27 protein-coding genes are annotated in these 26,866 nt (G+C 69.2%); 7 read left to right on the top strand and 20 right to left on the bottom strand.

Annotated elements, in window-relative coordinates; genetic code table 11:
* Positions 1 to 16 precede the first annotated feature (16 nt).
* A complete protein-coding gene (locus AC1U89_RS10775; RefSeq protein ID WP_479899699.1) occupies positions 17 to 997 on the top strand; it encodes an endonuclease/exonuclease/phosphatase family protein in 981 nt (326 codons plus the stop codon).
* Between the two features lie 60 nt (positions 998 to 1,057).
* On the opposite strand, the gene AC1U89_RS10780 is transcribed toward AC1U89_RS10775, so the two are convergent.
* The 4 genes from AC1U89_RS10780 to AC1U89_RS10795 form a co-directional block, all read right to left on the bottom strand.
* Positions 1,058 to 1,525: a peptidylprolyl isomerase gene (locus AC1U89_RS10780; RefSeq protein WP_029914804.1), complete on the bottom strand. Its 468-nt coding sequence runs from the start codon at positions 1,523 to 1,525 to the stop codon at positions 1,058 to 1,060.
* 127 nt (positions 1,526 to 1,652) lie between these two features.
* The gene (locus tag AC1U89_RS10785) at positions 1,653 to 2,501 is read right to left on the bottom strand and encodes a peptidylprolyl isomerase (RefSeq protein WP_479899700.1); all 849 of its coding nucleotides are present in this window, start codon (positions 2,499 to 2,501) and stop codon (positions 1,653 to 1,655) included.
* Between the two features lie 28 nt (positions 2,502 to 2,529).
* Positions 2,530 to 3,345, bottom strand: coding sequence for a peptidylprolyl isomerase (locus AC1U89_RS10790; RefSeq protein ID WP_479899701.1), 816 nt, complete (start codon positions 3,343 to 3,345; stop codon positions 2,530 to 2,532).
* 704 nt (positions 3,346 to 4,049) lie between these two features.
* A complete protein-coding gene (locus AC1U89_RS10795; protein WP_479899702.1) occupies positions 4,050 to 5,009 on the bottom strand; it encodes an alpha/beta hydrolase in 960 nt (319 codons plus the stop codon).
* A 228-nt stretch (positions 5,010 to 5,237) separates the two neighbouring features.
* Between AC1U89_RS10795 and AC1U89_RS10800 the strand changes: the two genes are divergently transcribed.
* Positions 5,238 to 6,236, top strand: a complete 999-nt coding sequence (locus tag AC1U89_RS10800; RefSeq protein ID WP_479899703.1) for a glycoside hydrolase family 43 protein — start codon at positions 5,238 to 5,240, stop codon at positions 6,234 to 6,236.
* Between the two features lie 24 nt (positions 6,237 to 6,260).
* Here the strand turns inward: AC1U89_RS10800 and coaD are convergent, their stop codons facing one another.
* Positions 6,261 to 6,749, bottom strand: coding sequence for a pantetheine-phosphate adenylyltransferase (gene coaD, locus AC1U89_RS10805; RefSeq protein WP_029914812.1), 489 nt, complete (start codon positions 6,747 to 6,749; stop codon positions 6,261 to 6,263).
* A 49-nt stretch (positions 6,750 to 6,798) separates the two neighbouring features.
* A complete protein-coding gene (gene gyrA, locus AC1U89_RS10810) occupies positions 6,799 to 9,570 on the bottom strand; it encodes a DNA gyrase subunit A (RefSeq protein WP_479899704.1) in 2,772 nt (923 codons plus the stop codon).
* A 108-nt stretch (positions 9,571 to 9,678) separates the two neighbouring features.
* Here gyrA and sodC point away from each other — a divergent pair, with 108 nt between their 5' ends.
* On the top strand, positions 9,679 to 10,200 hold the full coding sequence (sodC, locus tag AC1U89_RS10815; RefSeq protein WP_479899725.1) for a superoxide dismutase[Cu-Zn]: 522 nt from the start codon (positions 9,679 to 9,681) through the stop codon (positions 10,198 to 10,200).
* 100 nt (positions 10,201 to 10,300) lie between these two features.
* On the opposite strand, the gene AC1U89_RS10820 is transcribed toward sodC, so the two are convergent.
* Positions 10,301 to 11,197, bottom strand: coding sequence for a DMT family transporter (locus AC1U89_RS10820; RefSeq protein ID WP_479899705.1), 897 nt, complete (start codon positions 11,195 to 11,197; stop codon positions 10,301 to 10,303).
* Positions 11,198 to 11,210: 13 nt separating this feature from the next.
* A complete protein-coding gene (locus AC1U89_RS10825) occupies positions 11,211 to 12,503 on the bottom strand; it encodes an adenosylmethionine--8-amino-7-oxononanoate transaminase (protein ID WP_479899706.1) in 1,293 nt (430 codons plus the stop codon).
* 74 nt (positions 12,504 to 12,577) lie between these two features.
* On the opposite strand from AC1U89_RS10825, the gene bioF reads away from it, so the two are divergent.
* From bioF to AC1U89_RS10840, 3 genes are read left to right on the top strand one after another with little or no spacing between them, the layout of a single operon-like run.
* On the top strand, positions 12,578 to 13,732 hold the full coding sequence (gene bioF, locus AC1U89_RS10830) for an 8-amino-7-oxononanoate synthase (RefSeq protein ID WP_479899707.1): 1,155 nt from the start codon (positions 12,578 to 12,580) through the stop codon (positions 13,730 to 13,732).
* Positions 13,732 to 14,406: a dethiobiotin synthase gene (gene bioD / locus AC1U89_RS10835; RefSeq protein WP_479899708.1), complete on the top strand. Its 675-nt coding sequence runs from the start codon at positions 13,732 to 13,734 to the stop codon at positions 14,404 to 14,406. The genes bioF and bioD overlap by 1 nt, the downstream gene beginning before the upstream one ends.
* Complete coding sequence (locus tag AC1U89_RS10840) at positions 14,403 to 15,311, top strand: Gfo/Idh/MocA family protein (protein ID WP_479899709.1); 909 nt, start codon at positions 14,403 to 14,405, stop codon at positions 15,309 to 15,311. The genes bioD and AC1U89_RS10840 overlap by 4 nt, the downstream gene beginning before the upstream one ends.
* Positions 15,312 to 15,498: 187 nt before the next feature.
* On the opposite strand, the gene AC1U89_RS10845 is transcribed toward AC1U89_RS10840, so the two are convergent.
* Positions 15,499 to 16,311, bottom strand: coding sequence for a helix-turn-helix transcriptional regulator (locus AC1U89_RS10845; RefSeq protein ID WP_479899710.1), 813 nt, complete (start codon positions 16,309 to 16,311; stop codon positions 15,499 to 15,501).
* 115 nt (positions 16,312 to 16,426) lie between these two features.
* Between AC1U89_RS10845 and AC1U89_RS10850 the strand changes: the two genes are divergently transcribed.
* Complete coding sequence (locus tag AC1U89_RS10850) at positions 16,427 to 17,194, top strand: DoxX family membrane protein (protein WP_479899711.1); 768 nt, start codon at positions 16,427 to 16,429, stop codon at positions 17,192 to 17,194.
* Here the strand turns inward: AC1U89_RS10850 and AC1U89_RS10855 are convergent.
* From AC1U89_RS10855 to AC1U89_RS10905, 11 genes are all read right to left on the bottom strand, one after another.
* Positions 17,153 to 18,226: a fatty acid desaturase family protein gene (locus AC1U89_RS10855; RefSeq protein WP_479899712.1), complete on the bottom strand. Its 1,074-nt coding sequence runs from the start codon at positions 18,224 to 18,226 to the stop codon at positions 17,153 to 17,155. The genes AC1U89_RS10850 and AC1U89_RS10855 overlap by 42 nt on opposite strands.
* Before the next feature lie 180 nt (positions 18,227 to 18,406).
* Positions 18,407 to 19,375: a hypothetical protein gene (locus AC1U89_RS10860; protein WP_479899713.1), complete on the bottom strand. Its 969-nt coding sequence runs from the start codon at positions 19,373 to 19,375 to the stop codon at positions 18,407 to 18,409.
* 3 nt (positions 19,376 to 19,378) lie between these two features.
* On the bottom strand, positions 19,379 to 19,642 hold the full coding sequence (locus AC1U89_RS10865) for a hypothetical protein (RefSeq protein WP_479899714.1): 264 nt from the start codon (positions 19,640 to 19,642) through the stop codon (positions 19,379 to 19,381).
* 192 nt (positions 19,643 to 19,834) lie between these two features.
* Entirely contained in the window at positions 19,835 to 20,338 is a 504-nt protein-coding gene (gene ssb, locus AC1U89_RS10870) for a single-stranded DNA-binding protein (RefSeq protein ID WP_479899715.1), read from the bottom strand.
* 143 nt (positions 20,339 to 20,481) lie between these two features.
* Positions 20,482 to 20,871 (bottom strand): hypothetical protein, encoded by a 390-nt coding sequence (locus AC1U89_RS10875; RefSeq protein WP_479899716.1) that lies wholly within the window; start codon positions 20,869 to 20,871, stop codon positions 20,482 to 20,484.
* A gap of 16 nt (positions 20,872 to 20,887) precedes the next feature.
* Positions 20,888 to 21,559, bottom strand: coding sequence for a hypothetical protein (locus tag AC1U89_RS10880; RefSeq protein WP_479899717.1), 672 nt, complete (start codon positions 21,557 to 21,559; stop codon positions 20,888 to 20,890).
* 80 nt (positions 21,560 to 21,639) lie between these two features.
* The gene (locus AC1U89_RS10885) at positions 21,640 to 24,486 is read right to left on the bottom strand and encodes a hypothetical protein (protein ID WP_479899718.1); all 2,847 of its coding nucleotides are present in this window, start codon (positions 24,484 to 24,486) and stop codon (positions 21,640 to 21,642) included.
* Between the two features lie 92 nt (positions 24,487 to 24,578).
* Positions 24,579 to 25,133 carry a UDP-4-amino-4,6-dideoxy-N-acetyl-beta-L-altrosamine N-acetyltransferase gene (gene pseH, locus AC1U89_RS10890; RefSeq protein WP_018061319.1) on the bottom strand — a complete coding sequence of 185 codons (555 nt, stop codon included), beginning with the start codon at positions 25,131 to 25,133 and terminating at the stop codon, positions 24,579 to 24,581.
* A gap of 59 nt (positions 25,134 to 25,192) precedes the next feature.
* Positions 25,193 to 26,032: a flagellin gene (locus AC1U89_RS10895; RefSeq protein WP_479899719.1), complete on the bottom strand. Its 840-nt coding sequence runs from the start codon at positions 26,030 to 26,032 to the stop codon at positions 25,193 to 25,195.
* A gap of 173 nt (positions 26,033 to 26,205) precedes the next feature.
* The gene (locus tag AC1U89_RS10900; protein WP_479899720.1) at positions 26,206 to 26,532 is read right to left on the bottom strand and encodes a hypothetical protein; all 327 of its coding nucleotides are present in this window, start codon (positions 26,530 to 26,532) and stop codon (positions 26,206 to 26,208) included.
* 106 nt (positions 26,533 to 26,638) lie between these two features.
* On the bottom strand, positions 26,639 to 26,866 hold a 228-nt coding region (locus AC1U89_RS10905; protein ID WP_479899721.1), incomplete at its 5' end, for a flagellin.

A 26,866-nucleotide genomic window follows, 5' to 3' on the forward strand; every position in this document is an offset into this window, starting at 1 on the left:
GTGCTAAGGCGAGGTCATGCGTCTGATCCTGCACCTGGCCAATCTGTTCCTGCGCGGCACCGCGCTCATGCTTTGCCTGGTGGCGGCGGCGACGGGCCTGGCCTGTCTGGCCGGCGCGTTCAGCGACAAGCTCGACGCCCTGACCCACTGGGCCCCCCTGTGGATCGTGTGCGGCGTGCTGGGACTGGGCCTGGCGGTGGCGGTCAGCCGGGACGACGAGCGCCGGGCGTTGGTCGGCGCGGCCGCCGTCGGGATCGTCGCGCTCCTGATTCTGATGTCGCCCGAGCTGCTCTCGACCCTTCATCGGCCCGAAAAGCCGGCCAAGGGAGCCGCGACGCTGAAATTGGTCCAGTTCAACCTGTGGGCCGAGAACCACGCGCCCGAAGAGACGGCGGCCTGGATCCTGAGCCAGAACGCCGACGTGGTGATCACCGAGGAGTCCGGCGGCAGCGCCTGGCCGATCGTCCGCGCTCTGAAGAAGGCCTACCCCTACGCCATCGGGTGCCGTTCCAAGTCCGGCTGCGACACGCGGATCTACAGCCGCTGGCCGATCGTCGACGAGCACGGCTTCTATGAGGACCGTGACGGCCTGGTCGGGGCCTGGGCGACCCTGCGCCACCCGGGCGGCGACTTCACCGTTGTGGGCAACCATTTCGTCTGGCCGATCCCCGCGGGCCGCTGGCAGGCCCAGAGCCACCTGCTGAAGGCCAATATCGCGCGCTTTCCCCAGGACAGTCTGATCGTCACCGGCGACTTCAATTCCACGCCCTGGTCATGGGGCCTGCGCCGGCAGGACAAGGCCCTGCGCCTGGAGCGCCGCACCCGCGCCCTGGCCAGCTGGCCGACCGGCGCGTTTTCCCGCGTCACGAAGGCCCCCTTCCCGATCCTGCCGATCGATCAGGTCTATGCCGGCAAGGCCTGGAAGACGGTGAAGGTCGAGCGCGGCCCCAGCCTGGGTTCGGATCACCGCCCGGTGGTGGTGACCCTGGCCCGTTAGGCGCCCAGAAAAAAGGCCCCGGGAGACCGGGGCCTTTTCATTTCAGCAAGGTCGCGACGCTCAGGCGTCGGCGGCGATCTTGGCGCTGAGGATCTTGCCCGGATTGCGCGGCGGCTCGCCGGTCGGCAGGGCGTCGACGTTCTCCATGCCTTCGACCACCTGGCCCCAGACGGTGTACTGGTTGTCCAGGAAGGTGGCGTCGTCGAAGACGATGAAGAACTGGCTGTTGGCCGAGTTCGGATCGGGCGTGCGGGCCATCGAGCAGACGCCGCGCACGTGCGGCTCCTTGGAGAACTCGGCCTTGATGTCCGGCTTGGCCGAACCGCCGCGGCCGGTGCCGGTCGGATCGCCGCCCTGGGCCATGAAGCCCGGGATCACGCGGTGGAAGACCACGCCGTCATAGAAGCCCTCGCGGACCAGTTCCTTGATGCGGTCGACGTGGCCCGGGGCCAGGTCGGGACGCATCTTGATCGTGACAGGCCCGGTCTCGAGCGTCAGCAACAGGGTGTTTTCGAGGTCGGCCGACATGGTCATCCCTTAAGCTTGAAGAGGGGGAGGAAGAGAGTCGGGAAGGCTTCTATCCCGCTTTCCACAAGGGGGAAACCGCCCGGTTGCATCCCGGACGCGGATCAATTGTCACAGCTCAGCTTGTGCGCTAGCGGACCTCGACCGGTAGATCGAGGTCGCAGACCGAGAAATCGGCGCCCCGCGCCGCGCGCTTGCGGGCGATCTCGGCCTTGAACCAGGCGCCGCCCGTGTCGACCACCCGGATGGTCGGGCGCTCGGCCGCCGGGATGTCGGACAGCAGCCGCACCTTGACCATGCTGTCCTGCGGTTTCTCGACCGGCTCGCCGGTCTTGATGGCGCGCACCACGTCCAGGCCCGACAGCACCCGACCAAAGGCGGTGTAGCGCTTGTCCAGCGAGGGATAGGGCTGGCGCATCAGGAAGAACTGGCTGTTGGCTGAGTTCGGGTCCTCGTCGCGCGCCTCGCCGACCACGCCCGGGCAATAGGTCCCCCAGGCCGAGACCTTCTTGTCCGAGGTGACCTCGGCCCAGCTCCAGGCTTGGCTGACGACCGGCAGCGACTTCAGGAAGCCCACCTCTGTCCCGGCCGGCGCGGCGGCGGCTACGAACGGCGTCGCGGCGTCGCGGCGGAAGGTGAACTCGGCCTTGAGGTTGGGCAGTTTCGTACCGCCCTCCCCCGTGTCGTCCGGATCGCCGGTCTGGGCCATGAAGCGGTCGATCACCCGGAAGAAGGTGCGGCCGTCATAGACGCCGGTGCGCGTCAGCTCCTGGAAGCGCGCCACGTGGCCTGGGGCGACCTCGGGGATCAGCTCCACGACGATGCGGCCCTTGTTGGTGTCGATGACCACCACGTTCTCGGGCGCCGGCGTGCGCCAATCGGCGGCCTTGGGCGGCGCGATCTTCGGCGCGGCCTGGACCTGCGCGGCCAGGACCAGGCCCGACAGCAAAGCGATCGAAGCGATCAGCGGACGGATCATCGACTTCCCCCTAGGCGGTTTGCGCGGGCTATTTCACCTGGACCGGCACGGCGACGTCGCAGGGGCCGAAGGCCCCGCCCATCTCGGCCTTCTTCTTCTCGACCAGGGCCGTGAAGGCGGGCGAGCGGGTGTCCATCACCTGGATGCTGGGACGTTGGGCCGCCGGGATGTCGGACAGCACGCGGACGGTGGTCATCTGGTCCTGCGGCGCGGCCACCGGCTCGCCGGTCTTGATGGCGCGGATGGCCTCGATGCCGGTCAGGGCGCGGCCGAAGGCCGTGTAGGTCTTCTCCAGCGAGGCGTAGTGCTGACGCATGAAGAAGAACTGGCTGTTGGCGCTGTCGGGGTCGTTGGCGCGGGCCATGCCCAGCACTCCGGGGCAGAAGGCGCCCCAGGCCGACACCTTGCCGTCGGCGGTCATCGCCGCCAGGGCGCTGTTCTGGCTGTAGACCGGCAGGGCGCCGACGAAGCCCATCTCGGTCGAGCCGGTCTTGCCGATCTGCACGTAGCCGGGGCCGCGGCGGAACTGGAACTCGGCGGCCAGGTTCGGCTGGTCCGACCCGCCGGTGCCGTCGTTCTTCGGGTCGCCGGTCTGGGCCATGAAGCTGTCGATGACCCGGAAGAAGGTCTGACCGTCGTAGAAGTGGGCCTTGGCCAGGTCACGCACCCGCGCCACGTGGTTGGGCGCKACCTCGGGCGACAGCTCGACGATGATCCGGCCCTTGTTGGTGTCGACCACCAGGATGTTCTCGGGATCGGGCGTTCGCCAGCCGGAGGCCTGCTGGGCGCTGGCGGCGGAGGCCGCGGTGAGCGCCAGGACGGCGGCGATGGACGCAAGCTTCATGGATATCCCCGGATAGAACTGGTCTGACGGCGTAGAACGGCGACGCGCCTACGACAAGTAGCGCTGCGTTTAAGCTGAAGATTCCGGCGAGTTTCCGGCATGATCTCTCGCCCTCACGCGGAAAGCCGCTGAGCTTGTGGGGAGGCGCGGAGCGGGCCGGGCTTCGCCCGGAGACCGTGAGAGTGTGTGTGCGTTTCGGCTTGGCTCGACCGCTCCGCGGAACCGTTCTTCTCAAGGGACGGCGACTGAGGGCCTGTTTCATCCCGGTCGACATTTCCCCTCGGGCGGGCAGGATCAAAGTCGCCCGGAAGGGGCCGTCGGCGACTCCGACTGATCCTGGAACAGGCCGGTTTGGACTTCCCGGCCCCGTCGACCCTTGCCGTCCAGCGCTCGCCCGTCTCGGGCCTTGGGACCTTCTGAGCCCCGCTTCCCGCAACGATCCGGTCGCCAGGCCAGCTCGGCCCCGCTCGGTTCCATCCCCATCGCCTGCTTGGGCCGGTACCAAGAGCCCTCCCCGTGATGGTGACGGGATCATTGTGCGGCAGGTTTGAGGACTGGCGCGTCGGTGACGGTGCTTTTTCTGCAGGGCGTTGGAAAGGTTGGGGTTTGTCTCGCCGTTGGCGGGGATAGGCGCCGCGCTATCCCCGCGAACACCCTCTCTCAAAGAGAGAGGGATTGAGCTCCGTGCGGACCTCGGGAAGCCGCTAGGCCTTGGGCTTCAGCAGGCCGTGCATGCCCAGCCAACGCACATAGGCGTCGAACCAGCCTGTGCTGGTGGTGGTCTTCGGGTACATGCCGAACCCGTGGCCGCCCTGTTCGTAGAGGTGGAACTCGACCGGCCGTTTGGCGGCTCGCCAGCTGTCGATCAGGCCTATGCCGCTGTTCCCGAAGAACGGATCGTCGGCGGCGAGCGCCACGAACATCGGCGGCGCGTCGGCAGGCGGTGTCACGGCCGTGAGCGGGCCGTAGATCAGGCCGATGAAGGCGGGCTTGGCGTCGTCTCCGGCCAGGGTGGTCGCCATGGTCAGCATGGCGCCGGCGGAAAAGCCCACCATGCCGATGCGGTCGGGGTCGACTCGCCACTCCGCCGCCCTCTGGCGCACCAGCGCGAACGCGGCGCGCGAGTCGGCGATCTGCGGGCCCAGGCCGGCGATCGCGACCTGAGGATCGGGGCGCGGCCGCTGGGCGGTGGTCGAGAACATCTCGGCCATGGATCGCTCGAAGCCCGGCATGTCCGGCGGCGTCGGGTTCAGCCGGTATTTGAGCACGAAGGCGGCCACGCCCTTGTCGGCCAGCGCGCGGGCGACGTCCCAGCCCTCGTTCTCCATCGACAGGGTGCGGAATCCGCCGCCTGGCGCGACAATGACCGCCGCCCCCGTCGCCTTGGCCGGATCCGGCAGGAACGGCGTCAGCGTCGCCACCGTGACATTGCGGGCGAAGACGCTGTTGTACTGGCGATGCCAGGACTCCGGCGAGGTCGCGCCCGGCAGGACCCCCGTGTCCAGCACGATCGCGTTCGGCTGGGCCGGGACCGCGATCGGGGTCATCTTGTCGTCCTGCGCCCAGGCTCCGCCGGCCAGGGCGAGCGCCAGGGCCGCGGCCCCGAGGGCGGCGCGAAGGGACCGCCCGGCACGATCGGGGCGTACGAAATCAAGGTTTCTCACGACGTTCCTCCTGCTTGCTGTGGCTTGGGCGCGGCGAACCGAGGAGGCCGAGCGGGACCACTTATGTCCGACAAGTGGTAACGCTAACAATTTGAGCTGCGCAAGAGGTCGTTATGTGTTTCGAACAGGAGCGCGCGACTTCAAAGCCGTCGGCGGCGCCGGCAGGCGGACGATTGACGGCTATTTTTGTCTGAGTAGTTTGAGCGCCAAAACAAAGGGAGGACGAGGATGAAATCGACATGGATGGCGCTCGCGCTGGTGGCGGCCCTGTCCGTCGCATCGTCGTCCGGAGCGGCCGACGGCAAAGCCGGCGCGTCCGGTTCGAACCCCCTCTTCCGGGACAAGTTCACGGCGGACCCCGCCCCGCTGGTCGTCGGCGATCGCCTCTATCTCTATGTCGGCCACGACGAGGCCCAGCGCGACGAGATGTTCAACATGCGCGAATGGCTGGTCTATTCGACGACCGACATGAAAAGCTGGACGTCGTATCCGCCGATCATGAAGGCCACGGACTTCAAGTGGGCCAAGAAGGACGCCTGGGCGTCGCAGGCGATCCAGAAGAACGGGAAGTTCTACTTCTACGCCGCCGTCGAGCACGACAGCACCCATCCCGGCAAGGCCATCGGGGTGGCGGTCTCGGACAGCCCCACCGGTCCCTTCGTCGACGCGCGCGGTTCGGCCCTGATCACCAACGAGATGACGCCCAAGGGCACGCACAGCTGGGAGGACATCGACCCCACGGTGTTMACCGACGACGACGGGACGACCTGGATCGCCTGGGGCAATCGTGAGTGCTACATCGCCAGGCTCAAGCCGAACATGATCGAGATCGACGGCCCGATCACCGAGATCACCCCGCCGCATTTCGAGGAAGGTCCCTGGCTGCACAAGCGCGGCGGGCTCTACTACCTGACCTACGCCTCGCTCGACCGCTCCACCCAGCGCGACGAGCACGTCTCCTACGCGACCGCGCCTTCGATCAACGGTCCCTGGACCTATCGCGGCGAACTGACGGGGTCCGGCAAGTACAGCTTCACGATCCATCCCGGCATCGCGGCGTTCAAGGGCGAGTGGTACATCTTCCTGCACAACGCGACCCTGGCGGTCGGTGACCAGAACGGCGCGATCGGGCGGCGGGCGGTGACGGTMGAGCGCCTCCGCTACAACGCCGACGGCTCGATGCGGCCTGTCGTGCAGACCGACGCGGGCGTGTCGGCGCCGCCATAGGCGATACGCCGAGCCTGGGCCGCCCTACTTCGCCAGCTTGCCCAGCAGCTGCTCGGCCACGCCCGGCGGCACGAACTTGTGGACGTCGCCGCCCAGGGCCGCGATCTCCTTGACCAGGCGCGAGGCGATGGCCTGGTGGCGCGGGTCGGCCATCAGGAACACGGTCTCGATCTCACGGTCGAGCTGCTGGTTCATGGCCGTCATCTGGAATTCGTACTCGAAGTCGGCCACGGCCCGCAGGCCGCGCACGATCATCTGGGCCCCGACCTCGCGGGCGAAATGCATCAGCAGGCTGTCGAACGGCAGGACCTCGATCTGGGCGATCTTGGTCAGGTGCGCCGTCTCGCGCTGCAGGATCGCGACCCGCTCGTCCAGGCTGAACAGCGGCCCCTTGCCGATGTTCACCGCCACCCCGATCACCAGCTTGTCGACCAGCTTGACCGCCCGACCGATGATGTCGAGGTGGCCGTTGGTGACCGGGTCGAAGGTCCCCGGATAGAGTCCGATCCGCATGCTTTTCCCTCACCCGGGCGTACGCCCGCTGGCCCCTTGCTTGGGTCGCTTACGAGGTCTCGTCCGCCTCGTTTTCGTCGCCCGTGTTGTCGTCGCCGCCGGTTTCGGCGAGACGCTCGACGCTGACGACGTGCTCGTCGGCGGCGGTGCGGAAGATGGTTACGCCTTGAGTATTCCGCGCTGCAACACGAATTTGCGAAACGGGGACGCGGATCATCTGGCCCTGGTCGGTGACCAGCAGGATCTGGTCGCCTTCCTCGACGGGGAACGAGCCCACCAGCTTGCCGCCGCGCTTGGACAGGTCCTGGGCCGTCAGGCCCTGGCCGCCACGGCCGGTGCGGCGATAGTCGTAGGCGCTGGTGCGCTTGCCGAAGCCTTCCGACGACACCGTCAGCAGGATTTCCTCGGCCGCGCCGAGCTCGGCGATGCGCTCGGGCGTCAGGCTGGCCTCGCCGCCCTCTTCCTCGACCTCTTCGGGCGCGGCGGCCGGAGCCTCCTCGCCTTCCTCGCCCAGGGCGCGGGCCAGGGCTCGCTGGTGCTTCAGGTAGGCGGCGCGCTCGGCCGGGGTGGCGTCGACATTGCGCAGCACGCTCATCGAGATGACGCTGTCGCCCTCGGCCAGCTTCACGCCGCGCACGCCGGTTGAATCACGGCTGGCGAACACCCGCACCTCGTCGGCCGAGAAGCGGATGCAGCGGCCCGAGGCGGTGTTGAGCAGGACGTCCTTCTGGCTGTCGCAGACGGCCACGCCGACGATGCCGTCGCCTTCGTCCAGCTTCATGGCGATCTTGCCGTTGCGGCGGACGTCCACGAAATCGCTCAGCTTGTTGCGGCGCACGCTGCCCGAGCGGGTGGCGAACATCACGTCCAGGCTGTCCCAGGTCGCCTCGTCCTCCGGCAGGGCCAGGATCGAGGTGATCGTCTCGCCCGGCTCGATCGGCAGCAGGTTGACGAACGCCTTGCCGCGGCTGTTGGCGACGCCCAGCGGCAGGCGCCAGACCTTCATCTTGTAGACCTTGCCGCCCGAGGTGAAGAACAGCAGCGGGGCGTGGGTCGAGGCCGAGAACACGCGGGTGACGGCGTCCTCGTTCTTGGTGGCCATGCCGGCCTTGCCCTTGCCGCCCCGGTGCTGGGTGCGGTAGGCGGCCAGCGGCGTGCGCTTCACGTAGCCGCCCAGGGTGACGGTGATGACCATCTCCTCGCGGACGATCAGGTCTTCGTCTTCCACGTCGGCGTCGCCGTCGACGATCTGGCAGCGGCGCGGCACGGCGAACTTCTCGCGCACCTCGACCAGTTCCTCGCGAACCACGGCCATGATGTTGGCGCGGTCCGACAGCAGCTCGAGGAAGCCCTTGATGGCCTCGGCCAGGGCGGCGGCCTCGTTGCCGATCTCGTCACGGCCCAGGCCCGTCAGGCGCGACAGGGTCAGGGCCAGGATGGCGCGGGCCTGCTCGTCGGTCAGGCGGATCATGCCGCCGTCTTCCTGCACGGTGCGCGGGTCGGCGATCAGCTCGACCAGCGGCAGCATGTCGCCGGCCGGCCAGGACTTGGCCACCAGCCGCTCGCGGGCCTCGGTCGGGTCCTTGGACGAGCGGATGATGTGGATGAACTCGTCGATATTGGCGACGGCGATGGTCAGGCCGACCAGGACGTGGCCGCGGTCGCGCGCCTTGCCCAGCTCGAACTTGGTCCGCCGGACCACGACCTCCTCGCGGAACTTCACGAAGACGTCGACCAGCTGGCGCAGGCCCATCTGTTCGGGGCGGCCGCGGTTCAGGGCCAGCATGTTGACGCCGAACGAGCTCTGCAGAGCGGTGAAGCGGTAGAGCTGGTTGAGGATCACCTCGCCCGAGGCGTCACGCTTCAGTTCGACCACGATGCGCATGCCGTCGCGGTTGGATTCGTCGCGGATGTCCGACACGCCCTCGATCCGCTTATCGCGGACCATTTCGGCGATGTACTCGACCAGGTTGGCCTTGTTCACCTGGTAGGGGATGGCGGTGATGACGATGGCTTCGCGGCCCGAGCGGATCTCCTCAACCGTGGCCAGGCCGCGCATGATCACCGACCCGCGGCCGGTCAGCAGCGCCTGGCGCGGGCCGGCGCGGCCGATGATCTCGCCGCCGGTCGGAAAGTCGGGGCCGGGCACCAGGTCCAGCAGCTGGTCGGTGGTGCAGTCCGGCTGGTCGATCATCAGCAGGCAGGCGTCGATCACCTCGCCCAGATTGTGCGGCGGGATGTTGGTGGCCATGCCGACGGCGATGCCGCCGGCGCCGTTGACCAGCAGGTTCGGGATCCGCGACGGCAGGACGACGGGTTCCTGCTCCTTGCCGTCGTAGTTGTCCTGGAAGTCGACCGTGTCCTTGTCGAGGTCGGCCAGCAGCGACATGGCCGGCGGGGCCATGCGGCATTCMGTGTAACGCATGGCGGCGGGCATATCGCCGTCGACCGAACCGAAGTTGCCCTGGCCGTCGATCAGCACCAGGCCCATCGAGAACGACTGGGTCATGCGGACCAGGGTGAAGTAGATCGAGGCGTCACCGTGCGGGTGGTACTTACCCATCACGTCACCGACCACGCGGGCCGACTTGACGTAGGGCCGCTCGGGCGTCTGGCCCTGCTCGTGCATCGAGAACAGCACCCGGCGGTGCACGGGCTTGAGGCCGTCGCGAGCGTCCGGAAGGGCCCGGCTGACGATCACGCTCATCGCATAGTCGAGATACGAACGGCGCAGTTCGTCCTCGATGTTGATGGGAGAAACGTCCCCGCGGGCGCCCGGCGAGGCCGGAGACCCGGGGATGGTGTTTTGATCGTCGCTCAAGGGAATTTTTCGCCGTCAGAATCGAACACGGAACCGTCAAAAACAGTTAGCATTCCGATAGCCAAGACGCCACCTTCGCAGGCCCAACCCTTGGCATTCCGGGAGTTTCTGATGCGTTTGACCGCCCTCGCCCTGTCCGCCGGCCTGCTGGTCGCCTCCCAGGCCTCCGCGGCCGCCACCAGCGCCACCGCCGAACTGAAAGGCGCCGACGGCAAGACGATCGGAACGGCGACCCTGACCGAGGCGCCGCACGGCGTGCTGCTGAGGATCGAGGCCAAGGGCCTGACGCCCGGCTGGCACGGCCTGCACTTCCACGAGAAGGGCGATTGCGGCGCGCCGGACTTCAAGTCKGCCGGCGCCCACGTCCACACCACGACCGCCGTGGTCCACGGGCTGCTGAACCCGGACGGCAACGACAACGGCGACCTGCCCAACCTGTTCGCCGCCGCCGACGGCTCGGCCACGGCCGAGCTGTTCTCGCCCCTGGTGTCGCTGAACGGCGCCGGCGGCCGCCCCGCCCTGCTCGACGCCGACGGCTCGTCGATCGTCGTCCACGCCAGCCCGGACGACTACAAGACCCAGCCGATCGGCGGCGCCGGGGCTCGGGTGGCGTGCGGGGTGGTGAAGTAGCGAAGCGCGAGAAACAGGGGACACACACTCACACACAGGCCTTCGCGAACGGCCATGAGCCGTGCCGTGAGTGTGTGTCCCCCACGTCGCCCCCGGCCTCTTAAGTCGCCTCGCCCTCGGCCGGCACGACCTTCTTCGCCGTCAGCGCCACCAGCGCCACGCCGGCCATGGTCGCGGTCGCCCCGATCACCAGCTGCGGAGACAGGCCGTCGCCCATGAACAGCACCCCGATCGTGCACGACACCAGCGGCGTCAGCAGGAAATAGGGCGTCACCCGCCCCGCCTCGCGCCGCTGGACCAGCCAGAACAGCAGGGCGCTGGCCCCTATGGTGGAAACCACGCCGGCGAAGGCCACGCAGGCCCAGGCGATCGGGGCGGCGGTCTTCACCCGCTCGACCACGTTGTCCTCGAAGCCGAACGACATGGCCAGCAGCACCGGCGCGGCGACGGCGGCGGTCAAGGCCTGGACCTGCAGCGGCTTGGCGCCCGGCGTCTGGCGCACGAACACCGTCGCCAGGGCCCAGCAGGCGCTGGCGACCACGCCCAGCAGGATGGCCGGCAGGTCGGCGGCGCCGTGCGGATCCAGGCTCATCCAGGCCACCCCGACGAAGGCCACCACCAGGCCGGCGACGGCCATGGGCTTCATGCTCTCGCCCAGCATCTTCCAGGCGAACAGGGCGGTGAACGGGATCCACAGCTGGGTGGCCACCACCAGCGGGCTCAGCGACTTGGCCAGGCCGAAGGCGATGTAGATGATCCCGAAGTGGATCGGCCCCGACAGCAGGCAGATGGCCGCCAGCCGCCGCGACCACGGGAACGGCGGCTTCAGGAACGGGACCAGGAACGCGAAGGCCAGGGCGAAGCGCAGGGCGCCGACCATCATCGGCGGCAGCTCGGCGGTCGCCACCTTGGCCGCGGCGTTGTTCAGCCCCCAGGTCAGGATGATGGCGACGATGGCCAGGCGCTCGAGCGCCGTCAGGGGGGTGCTGGACGACATGCTCCCGCTTGGATCAGACCMCGCCTGATCCTTCAACCCCACCGGCGCCCACGACCTTGCGAATGGCGGCGAGCAGCACGTCGAGGTCGGCGTMGGGCGTCGTGAAGGCCGGCGTCAGGTACACGGTCTTGCCCATCGGCCGGATCCAGGCGCCCTCGGCCGCGAAGGCGTCGCACAGGGCGCCAACGGCCACGGGCGCGTCGAACTCCACCACCCCGATCGCGCCCAGCACCCGCACGTCGACCACGCCCGGCGCGGTGCGGACCGGTTCCAGCCCCGCCGCCAGGGCCGCCGACACCCGCGCCACGTCGGCCCGCCAGGCGCCGTCCTCGAACAGGTCCAGCGAGGCGTTGGCGGCCGCGCACGCCAAGGCGTTGCCCATGTAGGTGGGCCCATGCATCAGGGCCGCGCCGGGCTCATTGGACCAGAAGGCCTCGAACACCCGGCGCGAGGCCACGGCGGCCGACAGCGGCAGGGTTCCGCCGGTCAGGGCCTTGGACAGGGTGACGATGTCGGGCTCGATCCCCGCCGCCTGCATGGCGAACAGCTGGCCGGTGCGGCCGAAGCCGGTGAAAATCTCGTCGAAGATCAGCAGCACGCCGTGCTTGTCGGCCAGGCGGCGCAGGGTCCGCAGCACCTCCGCGTCGTGGAACAGCATCCCGCCGGCGCCCTGGACCAGCGGCTCGGTCAGGATCGCGGCGATCTCCCCGCCCCGCTCGGCCAACAGCGCGTCCAGCGCGGCTTCGGACGTGGCGTCCACGGGCAGGTCGGCGGTCACCTGAGACGGCATCACACCGGAGAACAGGCTGTGCATGCCCTCCTCCGGGTCGCAGACCGTCATCGTCGCCAGGGTGTCGCCGTGATAGCCGCCCCGGAACGACAGGAACTTCGTGCGTCCCGAGCGGCCCTGGTTGATGTGGAACTGCAGGGCCATCTTCATGGCGATCTCGACCGAGACCGAGCCGGACTCCGCGAAGAACACGTGGTCCAGCTCGCCCGGCAGCAGGTCGGCCAGGCGCTTGGCCAGGCGGTAGGCCGGTTCGTGGGCCAGGCCGCCGAACATCACGTGCGGCATGCGCTCCAGCTGGTCGCGGACGGCGGCAGCGATGTGCGGGTGGTTGTAGCCGTGGCAAGCGGTCCACCACGAGGCCAGACCGTCGACCAGCTCGCGCCCGTCATCCAGAATCAGCCGCGAGCCGCGCGTCGCCACGACGGGCAGCGGCGGCCGGGCGGTCTTCATCTGGCAATAGGGCCGCCAGACGTGGGTCGCGCCGGCGACGAGCCAGTCGGGACTTTCGGCGGTCATGGCGCGATCCTTCGTTGCCTAGAGCGGGCGCACTGCCTATGCCCTCCCGCTGCGGGGGGCAAACGGGAACCGTGATGCACAGTCTGGACACCTACGCCGCCGACAAGATCGAGCGCCTCGAAGCCGCCAGCCTGCTGCGCCGCCTCAAGCCCACCCGGCGCTCGGCCGGGGCGTTCGTCGAGCGCGACGGCCGCCGGCTGCTGTCCTTCTCGTGCAACGACTATCTGGGCCTGGCCCATCATCCGGCGGTCAAGGCCGCCGCCCAGGCCGCCATCGAGACCCACGGCGCCGGCTCGGGCGCCTCGCGGCTGGTGACCGGCGACCATCCGCTGCTTTCGGAGCTGGAAGGCCGCCTGGCCCGCCTGAAGGGAACCGAGGCCTGCGTGGTGTTCGGCTCGGGCTACCTGGCCAACACCGGCGTCATCCCCACCTTCGCCGGCAAGGGCGACATCGTCTTCGTGGATGAGCTGGCCCACGCCTGCATCTGGGCCGGAGCCCAGCTGTCGGGCGCGCGGATCATCCCGTTCGCCCACAACGACAGCGACCACCTGGCCGAGCTGCTCGCCGAACACCGCTCCAGCGCCCGTCACGCCATCGTCGCCACCGACGGCGTGTTCTCGATGGACGGCGACATCGCCCCGCTGGACTGGCTGTCGGCGGTCTGCGAGGCCAACGACGCCTGGCTGCTGTCGGACGACGCCCACGGCGTCGGCGTGTTGGCCGAGGGCAAGGGGTCGGCCGCTCTGTTCCCCGAGGCCCAGATCCCGCTGCAGATGGGCACCCTGTCCAAGGCCCTGGGCTCGTACGGCGGCTATGTCTGCGCGTCCCAGGCCGTGGTCGACCTGCTGAAGACCCGGGCCCGCACCCTGGTCTACACCACCGGCCTGCCGCCGGCCGCCGCCGCCGCCGCCCTGGCGGCCCTGGACATCATCGAGGCCGATCCGGCCCTGACCGCCCTGCCCCTGGCCAAGGCCCGCGCCTTCACAGAGGCCGTCGGCCTGCCGCGCGCCGCCAGCCCGATCGTGCCGGTGATCATCGGCGAGGCCCAGGACGCCTTGGACGCCTCGCGCGCCCTTGAGGCCGAGGGCTTCCTGGTCGTGGCGATCCGCCCGCCCACCGTCCCCGCCGGCATGGCCCGCCTGCGCATCGCCTTCAGCGCCGAGCATCCAGACGACGAGATCGCCCGCCTGGCCGAGCTGGTGAAGCCCTACGTTAAGGCGGCCGCCTGATGCCGGCCCTGTTCGTCACCGGCACGGGCACCGACATCGGCAAGACCTACGTCAGCTGCGCCCTGATCCGCGCCTTGAAGGCCAAGGGCGCGGTCGTCGACGCCTTCAAGCCCGTGGTCAGCGGCTTCGATCCCCGGGACGCGGCGGGCAGCGATCCGGCCCGCCTGGCCGCCGCCCTGGGGACGCCCGGCGACGTTTTCCGCATCGCGCCGCGCCGCTACCGCGCGCCGCTGTCGCCGAATATCGCCGCGCGGCTGGAAGGCGACACGCTCAGCCTGGACGACATGGTCATCGACGCGGTGGCCCGCGCCGCCGAGCTCCGGGACGGCCTGCTGCTGGTCGAGGGGGCCGGCGGGGTGATGTCGCCCCTGACCGACGGCGAGACCAACCTGGACATGATCGCCGCCCTGGGCGCGCCGGCGCTGCTGGTGGCCGGCTCGTACCTGGGCACGATCAGCCACGTCCTGACCGCCCTGGTCGCCCTGCGCGCCGCCAAGGTCCCGGTCGCCGGCGTGGTGATGAGCGAGAGCCTCGACGCGCCCGACCTGGCCCAGACCGCTCAGGCGCTGACGCCGTTCCTGGACGACGCGCCGCTGTTCCTGGCCCCGCGCGGCGACGCCTGGGACGCCGGTGCCCTGGCCGACCACCTGCTGACCGCCCTGGGGAAATCATGAGCTCGCGCATCGCCCCGCTCCGCATCGCGATGATCGGCCTGGGCGACATCGCCCGGAAGGCCTACCTGCCCGTGCTGGGCCCGCGCCCAGACCTCGACCTGGTCTTCGTCACCCGCGACGCCCGGACCCTGGTGGAGCTGGGCGCGGCCTGGCGGGTCGCGCGCCTGCACGCCGAACTCGACGCGGCCCTGGCCGAAGGGCTGGACGGCGCTCTGGTGCACGCGGCGACGGCCGCCCATCCCCTGATCGTCCGCCGCCTGCTGGAGGCCGGTGTGCCGACGATGGTCGACAAGCCGATCGCCGACAACGCCGCCGACAGCGAGGCCCTGGTCGACCTGGCCGAGACGCGAGGCGTCTCGTTGATGGTCGGCTTCAATCGCCGCTTCGCCCCGGTCTATCGCGACGCCGCCGCCCTGAAGCTGCCCCTGACGGTGATGCAGAAGAACCGCGCCGACCAGGCCGACGAGACGCGCCGCGTGGTGTTCGACGACTTCATCCACGTGGTCGACACCCTGCGGTTCCTGGCGCCGGGCGCGGGCGAGGCGCGGGTGCATGGGCGGGTCGTGGACGGCCTGCTGGAACACGTCGCCCTGTCGCTGTCGGGCGGCGGCCACGACGCCCTGGGAATCATGAACCGGGTGAGCGGCTCGAACGAGGAGACCCTCGAGGTCTCGGGCGCCGGCGCCAAGCGGCGGATCGTCGACATGGCCCAGGTGATCGACCAGGGCGCCMAGGATCACCTGGCGCGGCGTGGCGACTGGACCTCGGTGGGCCGCCAGCGCGGTTTCGAGGGCCTGTGCGAGCACTTCCTGGGCGCCGTGCGCGACGGGCGGCGGCTGTCGGCCCTGGACGCGCTGGAGACCCACCGGCTGTGCGAGACGGTGGTGCGGGACCTGGGGTCGTAGCTCAGTCCCTTCCCCTCCCCAATGTTCGTCATCCCGGGCCTTGTGACCGGGACCCCTGGTTCAGCTTCCACGTGAAGTGTCTTGGCGCGCCAGCGCACCACTCATCCGCACCTGCGGCGGACACAGGGGTCCCGGGCACAAGGCCCGGGATGACGGATATCTATTGGAAGCGAAGGATCATGATCCCCTACGCCGTCTTCCGCCACGCCGTCGGCGACAGGCCGAAAGCCCGCCGGAACGTGGCGTTGAAGTGTGAGATGTCGTTGAAGCCGACGTCGAAGGCGATGCGGGTGACGGGCTCGGCGGTGTCGGTCAGCCGGTCGGCGGCGGCCCGCAGGCGCGCGCCGATCAGGTACTGGCGCGGGCTTTCGCCGGTCATGGCCCGGAACAGCCGGATGAAGTGGAAGCGGCTGACCTGGCCCATGGCCGCCAGGCTGTCCAGTTCGCAGGGCTCGGCATAGGCCACGTCCAGGTGCCGGATCACGTCGCGGATGCGTCGCCGCTCGGTCCCCGTGGACGTGACGCGGCGCGGGTCGCGGCCCAGGGTCAGGGCGCGGGCGGCCAGGTCGATCACCTCCTCGTCGCCCAGGCGCAGCCCGCCGGCCGCGCGGCGCACGGCGCCGTACAGCGGCGCGGTCTCGCGCGAGGGGGCCAGGGCCGAGATCGCGAAGTCGGCGTCGTCCAGGCCGCAGTCGTTGGCGACCTCGGCCAGCAGGTCGGGATGCAGGGCGATCACCKCCCGGCGGTTGCCGTCCGCGTCCAGGTGGCGGCAGTCGAAGGCCTCGCCGGCGTTGCCCAGCAGGACCGCGCCGGGCGTGGCGCGGGCGCGGCCGTGACGGCCGGCGTAGTCGAAGGTCCCCGCCACCACCACGCCGATGACCGGTCCCGCATAGCACTTGCCGATCGCGGCCCTGGCGTCGGTGGCGCAGCGGGCCTCGCCGGCGCCGTACAGCGGCGAGCGGGCGGGCAAGGCGGGACCGTGGGACTCGACACGAAACATGCAGGCGCCTCCGTCAGGGTGCGGCCATAGAACCCGCCCGGAGGCCCGAGCGCAACAAACCCCAAGTCAGGCGCCGGCCGCCGAGCCAAGCTCACGGTGTCCAACGGGAGGGATCATGAACCGCGACGGTGTACTCTACGGCTCGGGCGCCATGGCGCTGGGGATCATCGGCCTGGCCTTCGGCGACTTCGCCCTGCAATGGCAACCCGTGCCCGAGGGCGCGCCCGGCCGACACGTGTTGGCCCTGGTCAGCGGCGTGCTGATGCTGGTGCTGGGCGCGGGCGTCCTGTGGTCGCGCACCGCCCGCCTGGCCTCGGGGGTCCTGGCCGTGGCCTATCTGGGCTGGGTCGCCCTGCACGGGCCGGAAGTGGTCGCCGCGCCGGCCCGCGTCGCCTCGTGGCTGGGCGTGGCCGAGACCCTGTCGCTGTCGGCCGGCGGCCTGGCCCTGTTCGCGATGTCGGGCGGGGCGCCGGACGCCCGGCTGCGGCTGGCCGCGCGGCTGATCTACGGCGTCTGTCCGCTGATCTTCGGCCTGAGCCATTTCGCCTATGCCGACTTCACCGCCAAGATGGTGCCGGGCTGGATCCCCTACCCGCTGTTCTGGGCCTATGCCACGGGGACGGGCCACCTGGCGGCGGGGCTGGCGATCCTGTTCGGCGTGGCGTCGCGGCCGGCGGCCACCCTGCTGACGGCGATGATGGCCTGTTTCGTGGTGATGCTGCACATCCCGCGCGTCATGGCCTCGCCGGACAGTCAGCTGGAATGGACGATGACGGCGGTCGCCCTGTCCCTGACCGGCGCGGCCTGGGCCCTGCGCCAGTCGTTGCCGGCGCCGCAGCCCTCAGGCGCTCTTGCGTTCGACCGTATCGGCCCCGACCGCTAGGGTCGGTGCGACGCCGGCCCGGGCGAACAGCTTGGCCAGGGCCACGAACAGGCCGGTCTCCTCGACCCGGTGATAGGGCGAGGTCTCGGCCAACTGGGCCGACAGCCGCGCATGGGCCTTGCCCAGGTTGTGGTATGGCAGGCGCGGCAGCAGATGATGCAGGGCGTGGTAGCGCAGGCCGACCGGCGCCCACAGGAACGGCAGCAGGGCCGGCGGCGGCACGTTGACCGAGTCCAGGAACTGCTCCTCGAAGCTCATCATCTCGCCGTCGTTGTGCCAGTAGTGGGCCGCCAGGGTGCGCAGCTGGTTGACGAAGGTGGCCAGCGAGAACAGGGCGAACCAGGTCACGACCACGCGCACCGGCACGAAGCCGGCGATCGTCGCGGCGGCCACGCCCCAGCACCACAGCCAGCAGCCGATCTCCTGGGCCAGCCAGTCGGGGCGCGTCTTGTCGTTGTCCTCGCGCACGAAGTCGGGATTGATCACCAGGGCCGACAGCTTGGTCCTGACGAACCGGCGCACCGGCGGGGCCACGAAAGACAGCGGGACCAGCACGCCCGAACGCAGGATCACGCCCAGCGGGGCCAGCAGCGAGATCGCCGTGAACAGGCCCAGCTTGAACGGCGAATAGCGGCCCAGCGGCAGGTATTCCGGATCCTTGGCGGTGCCGAAGCGGTGCTTGGCGTGGTGCAGGTTGTGCACGCCCTCGTACATCATCGACGGGGTCATCAGGGGCACGCCGACCAGCAGGTTCCAGCCCAGACGGAAGCCCGGCACGTCCTTGGGGCGCAGGTGGCTGATCTCGTGGATGAACGACAGGCCGCGATAGATGGCCAGCAGGCCGACGAGGCCGGCGGCCAGGACGATCCCGGGATGCAGAGCCGTGGCGGCGATCCACAGGCCGCCCCAGGCGGCGGTMGCGGTCAGGGCCAGGTCCAGMCAGTAGATCCGGCGATCGGGCGTCGTGAGGTCGGCGGTCAGCCCATGGGCCTGGCGCACCAGGCCGCCGTCGTCTTTCTGGGGTCGTCCCACGGTCTTCAAAATCCCCGATTCCGACTCGAGCGCCTCGACGCGCCTGCCTTCCGCGCCCCCGAGGTGGCGCGCCGCCCTTCGAAATTCAATGGTCATACGGACGAAAGGCGTCCGTCAGGGATAAACCAAAACGGCCGGCGCCGAAACGCCGACCGTTGTCGCAGCCGGGGAAGGCGCCGATCAGCCGCCCCGATAGGCCAGCTTGAAGGCGAACACCGTCCGCTCGCGGTTGGCGACGCCGATCAGCGGATCATCGCCCTTGGTATAGGTCAGCCCGACCGACGGCGCCCAGCCCGCCTCGCCCAGGAAGGCGCGGGGCCCCAGGTCGTAGTCGAGCGCGAGCCGGTTCAGGGTGCTGTCCTCCGGCAGGCCCGCCTGGCGGCTGGTCGGCCGATGGAAGAACTCGGTCTGCTGGATCGAACCGCGCAGCACCAGGCGATAGTCGAGGGCCTTGGGCGACAGCGCCAGGCTGAGCTTGCCGACCGCCCCGGTCGCCGTGCCCTTCGGCTTGATCCCGTTGACCGTCGGCGAGTCGACCAGATCGTCGGCGAAGACKGTGATGACCGGACCGAACGAATAGGCGACGTCCGGGCTCTGGCCCGTCAGCTTGCCGTCCACATAGGCCGGAACGCTCTCCCAGCTCAGGTGGAACGGCTGCAGCGTCCAGGCCAGCCGCACCGATCGTTCATGGGAGCGGACGCATTCGACCGGCTTGGGCGTGGCGTCGCATCCGTCGGCCTCGTCGTCGAAATTGGTCTTGTAGTCGTAGCCCAGCGACACGTCGTGGAAGAGGTAGAAGGCGTTCGGATTGGGAACATCGCCGCTGGCGGTGCTCTGCTCGAAATGCAGGCCGGCCTCGGCGGCGTAGGTCTCGACCTGATTGCCGGTCGCGGTGTTGCGATGCGCCACGAAGCGGCCGAAGCCGGTGGACGTCGTGTTGTCGCCCAGACGCCAGCTCAGCTTGCCGGCGGCGTCCAGCKACAGGGCGGCCTTGGCCCCCTTGTCCTTGATGTAGCTGAACGAGGCCGGGTCGGACCACGGCTGGTCGTTGGGCGCCTCGTCGGCGTTGAGGGTGAACTTGGAGTTCTGGGCGTGGGCGTGCGCGCCGACCAGGCAGGCGGCCGCGGTGAGGATGAGCAGGCGCCGCATCAGTCAGCTCAGCGCCTTGAGGACGAACTCGGCCCAGGTCATGGACAGTTCGAGGTCGCCGCTGACCAGCTTGCGCTTGGGGGGCGCGCGGAACCGGTCGTTGACCCAGTCGCGGATCGCGAAGTCGAGGCTGTTGGCCCCGACGCCGATCTGGGCCAGCGTCTCGTCGGCGCCGGGCGGATCCTGCCGAAGGTCGCGCGCGTGCACGAAGACGGCGACGCCGGCGACGAGGACCTCCTCGTCGGTGAGTCCCGCAGAATCGGCCATTCCTGATCTCCTCCCAAGGGGGAGTCCGCGGATCAAGCCGACAGGCCTGGCGCGCCCCCAAGGCCAAGATCGCCGGCCGGGCCAGTCCCAGCGGTGGCGCAGCCCACCGCGCGGTCGTGAGAAAGCGCACACGAAAAAGCGGCCGGCTCCGGGGAGCCGACCGCTGCTCGGAATCTGGCGTCGAACCGATCCCTAGAACGGGATCTCGTCGTCCAGGTCGGCCGAGAAGCTTTCGCGCGGACCGCTGGGCTGGCTGCGCGGGGCGCCGCCGCCGAAGTTGCCGCCGCCGCCGCCGGCGTAGCCTTCGTCATAGCCGCCGCCGCTCGACGCGCCGGCGCCGTCGCCTCGGCCGCCCAGCATGGTCAGTTCGCCGCGGAACTTCTGCAGCACGATCTCGGTGGAGTACTTCTCGACGCCCGAGGCGTCGGCCCATTTGCGGGTCTGGATCGCGCCCTCGATATAGACCGTCGAGCCCTTGCGCAGATAGCTTTCAGCCACCTTCACCAGGTTGTCGTTGAAGATCACGACGCGGTGCCATTCCGTCTTTTCCTTGCGCTCGCCCGAGGTGCGGTCGCGCCAGGTTTCCGAGGTGGCCAGACGCAGGTTGGCGACGCGGTCGCCCGAGCTGAGGGTGCGGATTTCGGGGTCGGCCCCGAGATTGCCGACCAGAATGACCTTGTTGACGCTGCCCGCCATGGGGAAGTTTCCTGTTCACGCCCGGCGACCCAACGCGCCGGCATCTGAGGCGGACGTTAACGGGTTCTTAAAAGCGAAATCAAGCTTTGTTCCACAAATGTTCCTGTGGAGCGCCGAGGTTATCCCCGGGTTTGAGCCGCGCCCTACTGGGGCGGCATCGCCCCCGGGACCGCCAGGCGGCCGTCACCGGTGCGGACCAGCGACATGAACCGGGCGCCCTCGTAGGTGTCGCCCAGATAGATGCCTTCCTTCTGCAGGAAGATGAACTTGCCCTGATAGGCGCCGGTCATCTCGCGGTTGGTGCTGCCCAGGCGCACGAAGCGCAGGCGCATGCCCTCCAACTCGGCCGCGCAGAGCTCCAGGCTCGGCACGTTGCGGGCCACCGGGTTGAACTTCAGCGTCCCGTCCTTCTGCTCGATCACGTGCATGCAGACCCCGGCCTCGAACGGGGCCTTGGTCTGCTTCTCGCAGCCGGTGAGTCCGACGACGGCGGCGGCGGCGACGAGCGAGAGGGCGACGACGGGAAGGCGCATGGGTCTTGGACTCTCTCTAGGCCGACGGGATGGAGCAGCCCTGCCCCAGGTCGATGATCGAATGGAAGGTGCGGTTGTCGGACGAGGATTCGACCTTGCCCGGCACGATCCGCAGGGTTTCGTCGCCCCAGCGGCCGTAGGTGGCCCCGCCGGCCTTCTCGCACTTGCCGCCCGAGATCTGCTGGGCGCAGGCGTTGACGGTGATCTCGCCCGGCAGCTTGCGCCATTCGCCGCCGGCGTAGCGCCAGCAGACGGCCAGGGGCGTGGTCGACGCGGTCGGCGTCGGGGCGGTCGGCGGCGCGGCCGGCGCGGGCACGGTCAGGGCCTCGGGCGGCGGCGGCAGCGGGGTCAGGACGGTGCCGGCCTGGTCGGCGGCGGCCAGGGCGCCGGTCTCGTCGACGCCGACGTCCAGCGCGCCGGTGGCCACACCGTTCTTCTTGGCGCACTCGGCCAGGGTGATCTCACCCACGAACTGGCCGCCGACGAAGCAGCGCAGCGGGCGGTTGGCGTCCAGCTTGTTGTCGTCGGCGCGGCCGGTCTCGACGATCAGGCCGGCGCGCGAGGCCGGCGGGTCGGCGGTCGGCGACTTGTTGCCGTGCATCACGGTCAGGGCGATGCCGAGGCCCGCGATCAGGGCCAGGGCGGCGCCGCCGCCCAGCAACACGCGTCGATCTTTGAGAAGTTCCATGATCCCTGGCTACGACGCGGTGATGACGCTTTCAAGTCCAAGGCTAAAGACGGCTTCCAGGGCCGTCGCGACGGGTCGRCCTAGCCGCCGCCGGTCAGGCGATTCAGCGCCGCCTGGTAGTTGGCGATCTGGTTGGTCAGATAGGCCGGGACCGGGCCGTTCACGTTGTTGTTCGAGGAGGCGGTCGCGTCGGTGCGCTTCACGCCGTTGGCGGTGTCGGCCATCTCGCGATAGGCGTTGCGGACCGCCGACAGGGCCTTGGTCATGGCCGACACGGCGGCGTTGCGGCCGACGTCGGTGGTCAGGTCCAGGCCCGTGTCCAGCGCGAAGCCGTAGATCGGCCCCTTGCCGTCGGCCGAGACGGTCTGGCCGTGATCGGTCTTGGTGTTGCGCACGATCCCCGGTTTCAGTCCCAGCGACTCCAGCACGTCGGTGCCGCCCTTGCCGGGCAGGATCTCGACGGTCGAGGTGGTCTGGGACGGGCTGATGCGCAGGGTGCGGTTGTTGCCGACGCTGCTGAACTCGACCTTCGCCGCGTAGCCGGTGGCCTTGCGGATCTTGTCGGCCAGGGTGTCGAGCGTGTCGTCCTGCTCGATCTTGATCGTGGTCAGGGTGCCGCGCGCCCGGGTGCGGACCTGGAAGGTGTCCCCTGCCCGCGCCGAGGTCGCCGAGACKATCTTGTCGGACTGGGTGAAGTCCATCTTGCCGCGCGGGATGCCGAAGACGTCCAGGGCGCTGGAGCCCGAGGCGTCGACCGCGATCGAGGTCGGGGTGGCGTAGCCGTCCTTGCCGGTCAGCCGCTGCTCCCACGAGGCCTGGCCGGTGGCGACGTCGATCTGGGCGACGTAGCCGTCCTTCGTGCCGACCGTCGCCTCGCCCCCAAGGTCCTTGCCGGCCGAGCCCACCAGCCAGGCCTGGCCGTTGGAGACCGCCATGCCGGTGACCGTGTCGTCGCCGGTCCCGCCGTAATAGGCCAGGGTGTCCTGGGTCTTGTCGGTCAGGTCCAGCGACAGGCGCGCCACGAACCCATCCGAACCACCCGAGGCGGCCTTGGTCTTGTTGTCGACGTCCAGCGCGCCGTTGGTGGTCGAGCCGCCGATGTAGAGCTGGCCGTTGTCGATGGTCAGGCCGGCGATGTTGCCGCCCTTCAGCGAGCCCAGGTCGCGCGTCGCGCCCTCGGTGAAAGTCGCGGCCTTGGTGTAGGTGGTCGGCTCGGTGACCCAGACTTCCTTGTCGTTCAGATAGGTCCGGGGCTCGGTGACGATGGTGGTCGAGACGTCGAAGCTGCGAAGCATCGCCTCGCTGCCTTCCTTGCTGGCCACCACCACCTGCGTGCCGTTGACGACGATGCCGGAGACGGTGTCGTCGTTCTCGCTGCCGAAATGGGTGGTGAACAGCGCCTTGGGCGTGCCGGCGATGTCGGTGGCGAAGCCGGTCAGGTAGCTGTCGTAGCCGCCTTCCGTCGCGCCGGTGGCCGAGCCGGGGATGTCGGACTTGGTGCGCCCGCCCACATAGACCACGCCGTCCTGGCCGAACGCGACAGCCGTGGCCTCATCCTCCAGCATGCCGCCGCGCCGGACCGTCCAGGTCTCGTCGCCCTTGGCGTCGTAGAGGGTCACGAAGCTGTCGGTGAGCGTGCCGGCGGAGTCCGAGTTGATCGGGCCGTTGGTGGCGCCGGCCAGGCCGCCCGCCACCGAACCGGCGATGGCCACCTGGCCGTCATCCGAGATGGCCATGTTGTAGCCGGTGGCGGTGTTCGAGGCGCCCAGGGTGCGGGCGTAGAGCAGCTTGCCCGACGAGTCGTACTTCAGCAGGGCGACGTCCTGGTCGCCCTTGATCGTCTGGGTGCTGGTCGTGCCGTCCACGTCGGCCAGCACGTAGAGCGAGCCGTCGGGGCCGGTCAGGGTCTTGTGGACCGTGCTGATCGTGCCTTCCAGCGTGTCGGAGAACACCTTGGTCCCCGGCTGGCCGGCCGTGCCGGGGCCGTACTTGGTCAGGGTGTTCTCGATCACCGCGTCGTCGGTGGTTGTGTCCTTGTCCGGATCCGGATTGCCGGCCGCCGTGGTGATGTAGACCGCCGGCTTGGCGGCCGGCGCCGAGAAGGTCAGGGTCTCGGTCAGGTCGCCCTTGATCTGCAGGGCGAAGTCGTCGCCGGTGGCCGGCAGCTTGACGTCCTGGCCGTTGACCTTGGTGACGCGCTCCTGGCCCACGGTGCGATTGACCGCGAACTGGGTGTCGAACCCGGCGTCCGAGAGCTTCTGATTGAAGAAGCTGACGACATTGGCCATCGTCCGGGGCGTGGAGCCCATCTCGGACAGGTCCATCGTCACGTCCGTCGCCACGCCGAACTTCTTGACGTTCATCGTGAAGCTGACGTTGCCCTTGAACGTGGGCACCTCGTCGTCGACCTGGCCGCTGTAGATCGTGTTGGTGACGTAGTTGTAGTTGTTCTTGGGCACCCCGACCGAGGACTTGTCGCTGGTCATGACCGTGCCGGTCGTCAGGCGCATGCCGTCGGTGCTGAGGTTCTGGACATAGCTGTTGACCTCGTTCAGCCCCTTGCTGAACACGGCCTGCAACCGCTTGATCTCGCTGTCGGTGACGCCCTTCTCGCTCGAGCGGTTGGCGATCGCCGACAGGGTGTTGAGCGCCTGGTAGGCGGCGAACAGCTTCTTGTAGTCGCCCGAGATCGTCGGGGACGCGGCGACGGCCGCGCTCTCGTCGACGAACTTGCGGCCGTTCAGGGCCGCCTTGACCAGGTCGCTGGGCTCGCTGGTCATGGTGGTCCAGGGCGCGCTGGGCACGGCCTTCTTCCCGGACGCGGTCGTCGTCGCGGACGCGCCGGTCGTCGCCGTCGCGTTCGCGGCCAGGCCAGCGGTCTTGGCCTGATAGTAACCGAGCAACAGACTGGAATCGAAAGTGATCACAGCGGGTCCCACCAGGGCGCACTACGCCCCTTGATTCGATTGTCGGCGATGAACGCTGACGTTTCGTTAAGACGTATGAATCGCGTGGGCGGTTAGGCCGCGATCAGGTGGGCGTCGGTCAGCGAGCGCCGGACCTCGCCCCGCAATTCGCGCCACTCCTCGGCCAGGATGCCCAGCAGGACGACGTCCCGGGGCTGGCCGTCCTTGAGCACGTGGCCGCGCAGATAGCCTTCGCGACGGAAGCCCGAGGCCGCCTGGGCCTTCAGCGCCGCGTCGTTGTCGGCCATGACCTCGGCGAACACCTTGTGCAGGCCCAGCTCACCGAACGCGCGGTCAAGGCCCAGCACCTGGGCGGCGCGACCCACGCCCCTGCCCCGCGCCTCGGCCGAACCGAGGAACCAGTTCCAGCCGGCGCGGCGATGATGGCTGAGCAGGCCGGTCAGGGTCAGCAGACCCGACGGTTCGCCGGCCCGGACGATCATCCAGCCGCGCATGTCGGGATCGGAGCGAAGGGCCTGGAACCAGGCGGCGTGGGCCTCGCGGCTAGGAAAGGCCGCGTCGGACATCCACCGGTCGACCTCCGGTTCGCCCCGCCATTGGAACAGGACCGCCTCGTCGCCGTCCGTCAAATCGCGAAGCTCGATCATACCGGGTCGATTCTCCCAACTAGCCTGGTGGAGAGCCTACCCCGCGCGGGGCCTCAGGCCTAGCCGCCGCCGTTGAACAGCGACAGGATGATCTGCGGCGCCTGGTTGGCGATCGACAGCGCCTGGGCGCCGAGCTGTTGCTTGACCTGCAAGGCCTGCAGGCGTGCGCTTTCCTTGGCCATGTCGGCGTCGACGAGGTTGCCCACGCCGGTCTCGAGCACGTCGTTCAGCTTGGCCACGAAGGTGTTGTGGGCCTCGATCTGCTTGGCTTGCGAGCCGATCGAGCCGACGGCCTGGTTGACCGCCGTCATGGTGGCGTCCAGGCGCGACAGCACGCCGGCCGCCAGGGTCTGGGTGTTGATCTTGTCGTTCAGCGACAGCGTGTTGATCGTGCTGCTCAGCGACAGGTTCTGCAGGTTCAGCGTGATCACGGTGGCGGCGTCGGCGTCGGCCAGGAACGTGATGTTGCTCGGCTCGCTGCCGTTGAGGATGTTGGCGCCGTCGAACGTGGCGCTGTTGATCACCTGCGTCATGTTCTTCAGCAGGCTCTGGAAGTCGGCGTTCAGCGAGTTGCGCGACTGGGTCGACAGCGAGGTGTCCTTGGCGGCGACCACCTTCTCGCGCATCTGGGTCAGCAGGTCCGAGACCGATTCCCCCGCGGCCAGGGCCACGTCGGTGATCGAGGTGGCGCGGTCCAGGCTCATCTTCACAGCGTTCAGGGCCGAGCGATCGGCGCGCTGATCCTGGGCGATCGACCAGACCGCGGCGTTGTCCTTGGCGCTGGAGATCGCAAGACCGGTGTTGATGCGCGACTGCACGCCGCCCATCTCGTCGTTCGTCTTGTTCAGATTTTGCAGGGCGATCAGCGCGGGCTGATTGGTGTTCACGCTCAGCGTCATCACGGTCTCCGAACGGCGGTTCTTGCCAGTGTGGCTCGGAACGCGATTCGGCGGCCGAGCAGGTCGACCGTGAACTTGAGGCTCAGGGAGTAAGAATATGGTTAACGCGCGTAAACCATGTTCCGCCTGCGACGCCAGGTCGCGGCGAACACGGTCCTAGGGCCGGAGCCCTCTCAGGTCAGGCCGTCGAAAACCTCGCCCGGGTCGTAGTGCTCGGCCTGCTTGAAGCGGAGCACGTCCTCGCGCGGGAACTGCTGCAGGACGTCACCGGTCCGGCGATCCACCGTCTTGTAGACGTACGAGCCCGAGACAGGATCCTGCTCGATCACCAGTCGCAGGTCGCCCGGCTGGGGTCCCTCGGCGGCGGCCGGCTTTTCCGGGGCCTCCGAAACGACAGGACCGCCCGCGGGGTGGCCCGGGACGGTATAGGCGGCGGCTGCGGCCGAGGACGGCGCGGTCGGTTCTGCTATCGGCTGTGTCAGTGCGGCTTTGGTTTCCATTACTCCTATCGTCGCCGGGTCACGGCGGCGCCTCTGGTGAACCCTCCTCCAGGCCGAAGCCCGGCGGAAGGCGGGGACGGACCCGAAGGCCCGTCCCCAGGTGTCCCTATCGGAACAGGCTCAGGATCGAGCCGGTCGACTGGTTGGCGATMGAGAGCGCCTGGATGCCCAGCTGCTGCTTGGTTTGCAGCGACTGCAGCTTGGCGCTTTCCTTGGCCAGGTCGGCGTCGACCAGGTTGCCCACGCCCGCGTCGAGGCTGTCTTGCAGCTTGCCGACGAAGGTCAGGTGGGTGTCCAGGCCGGTCGAGCTGGTGCCCAGCGAAGCCAGCTTGTT

The organism is Caulobacter sp. 05T431 (genome assembly GCF_056665975.1).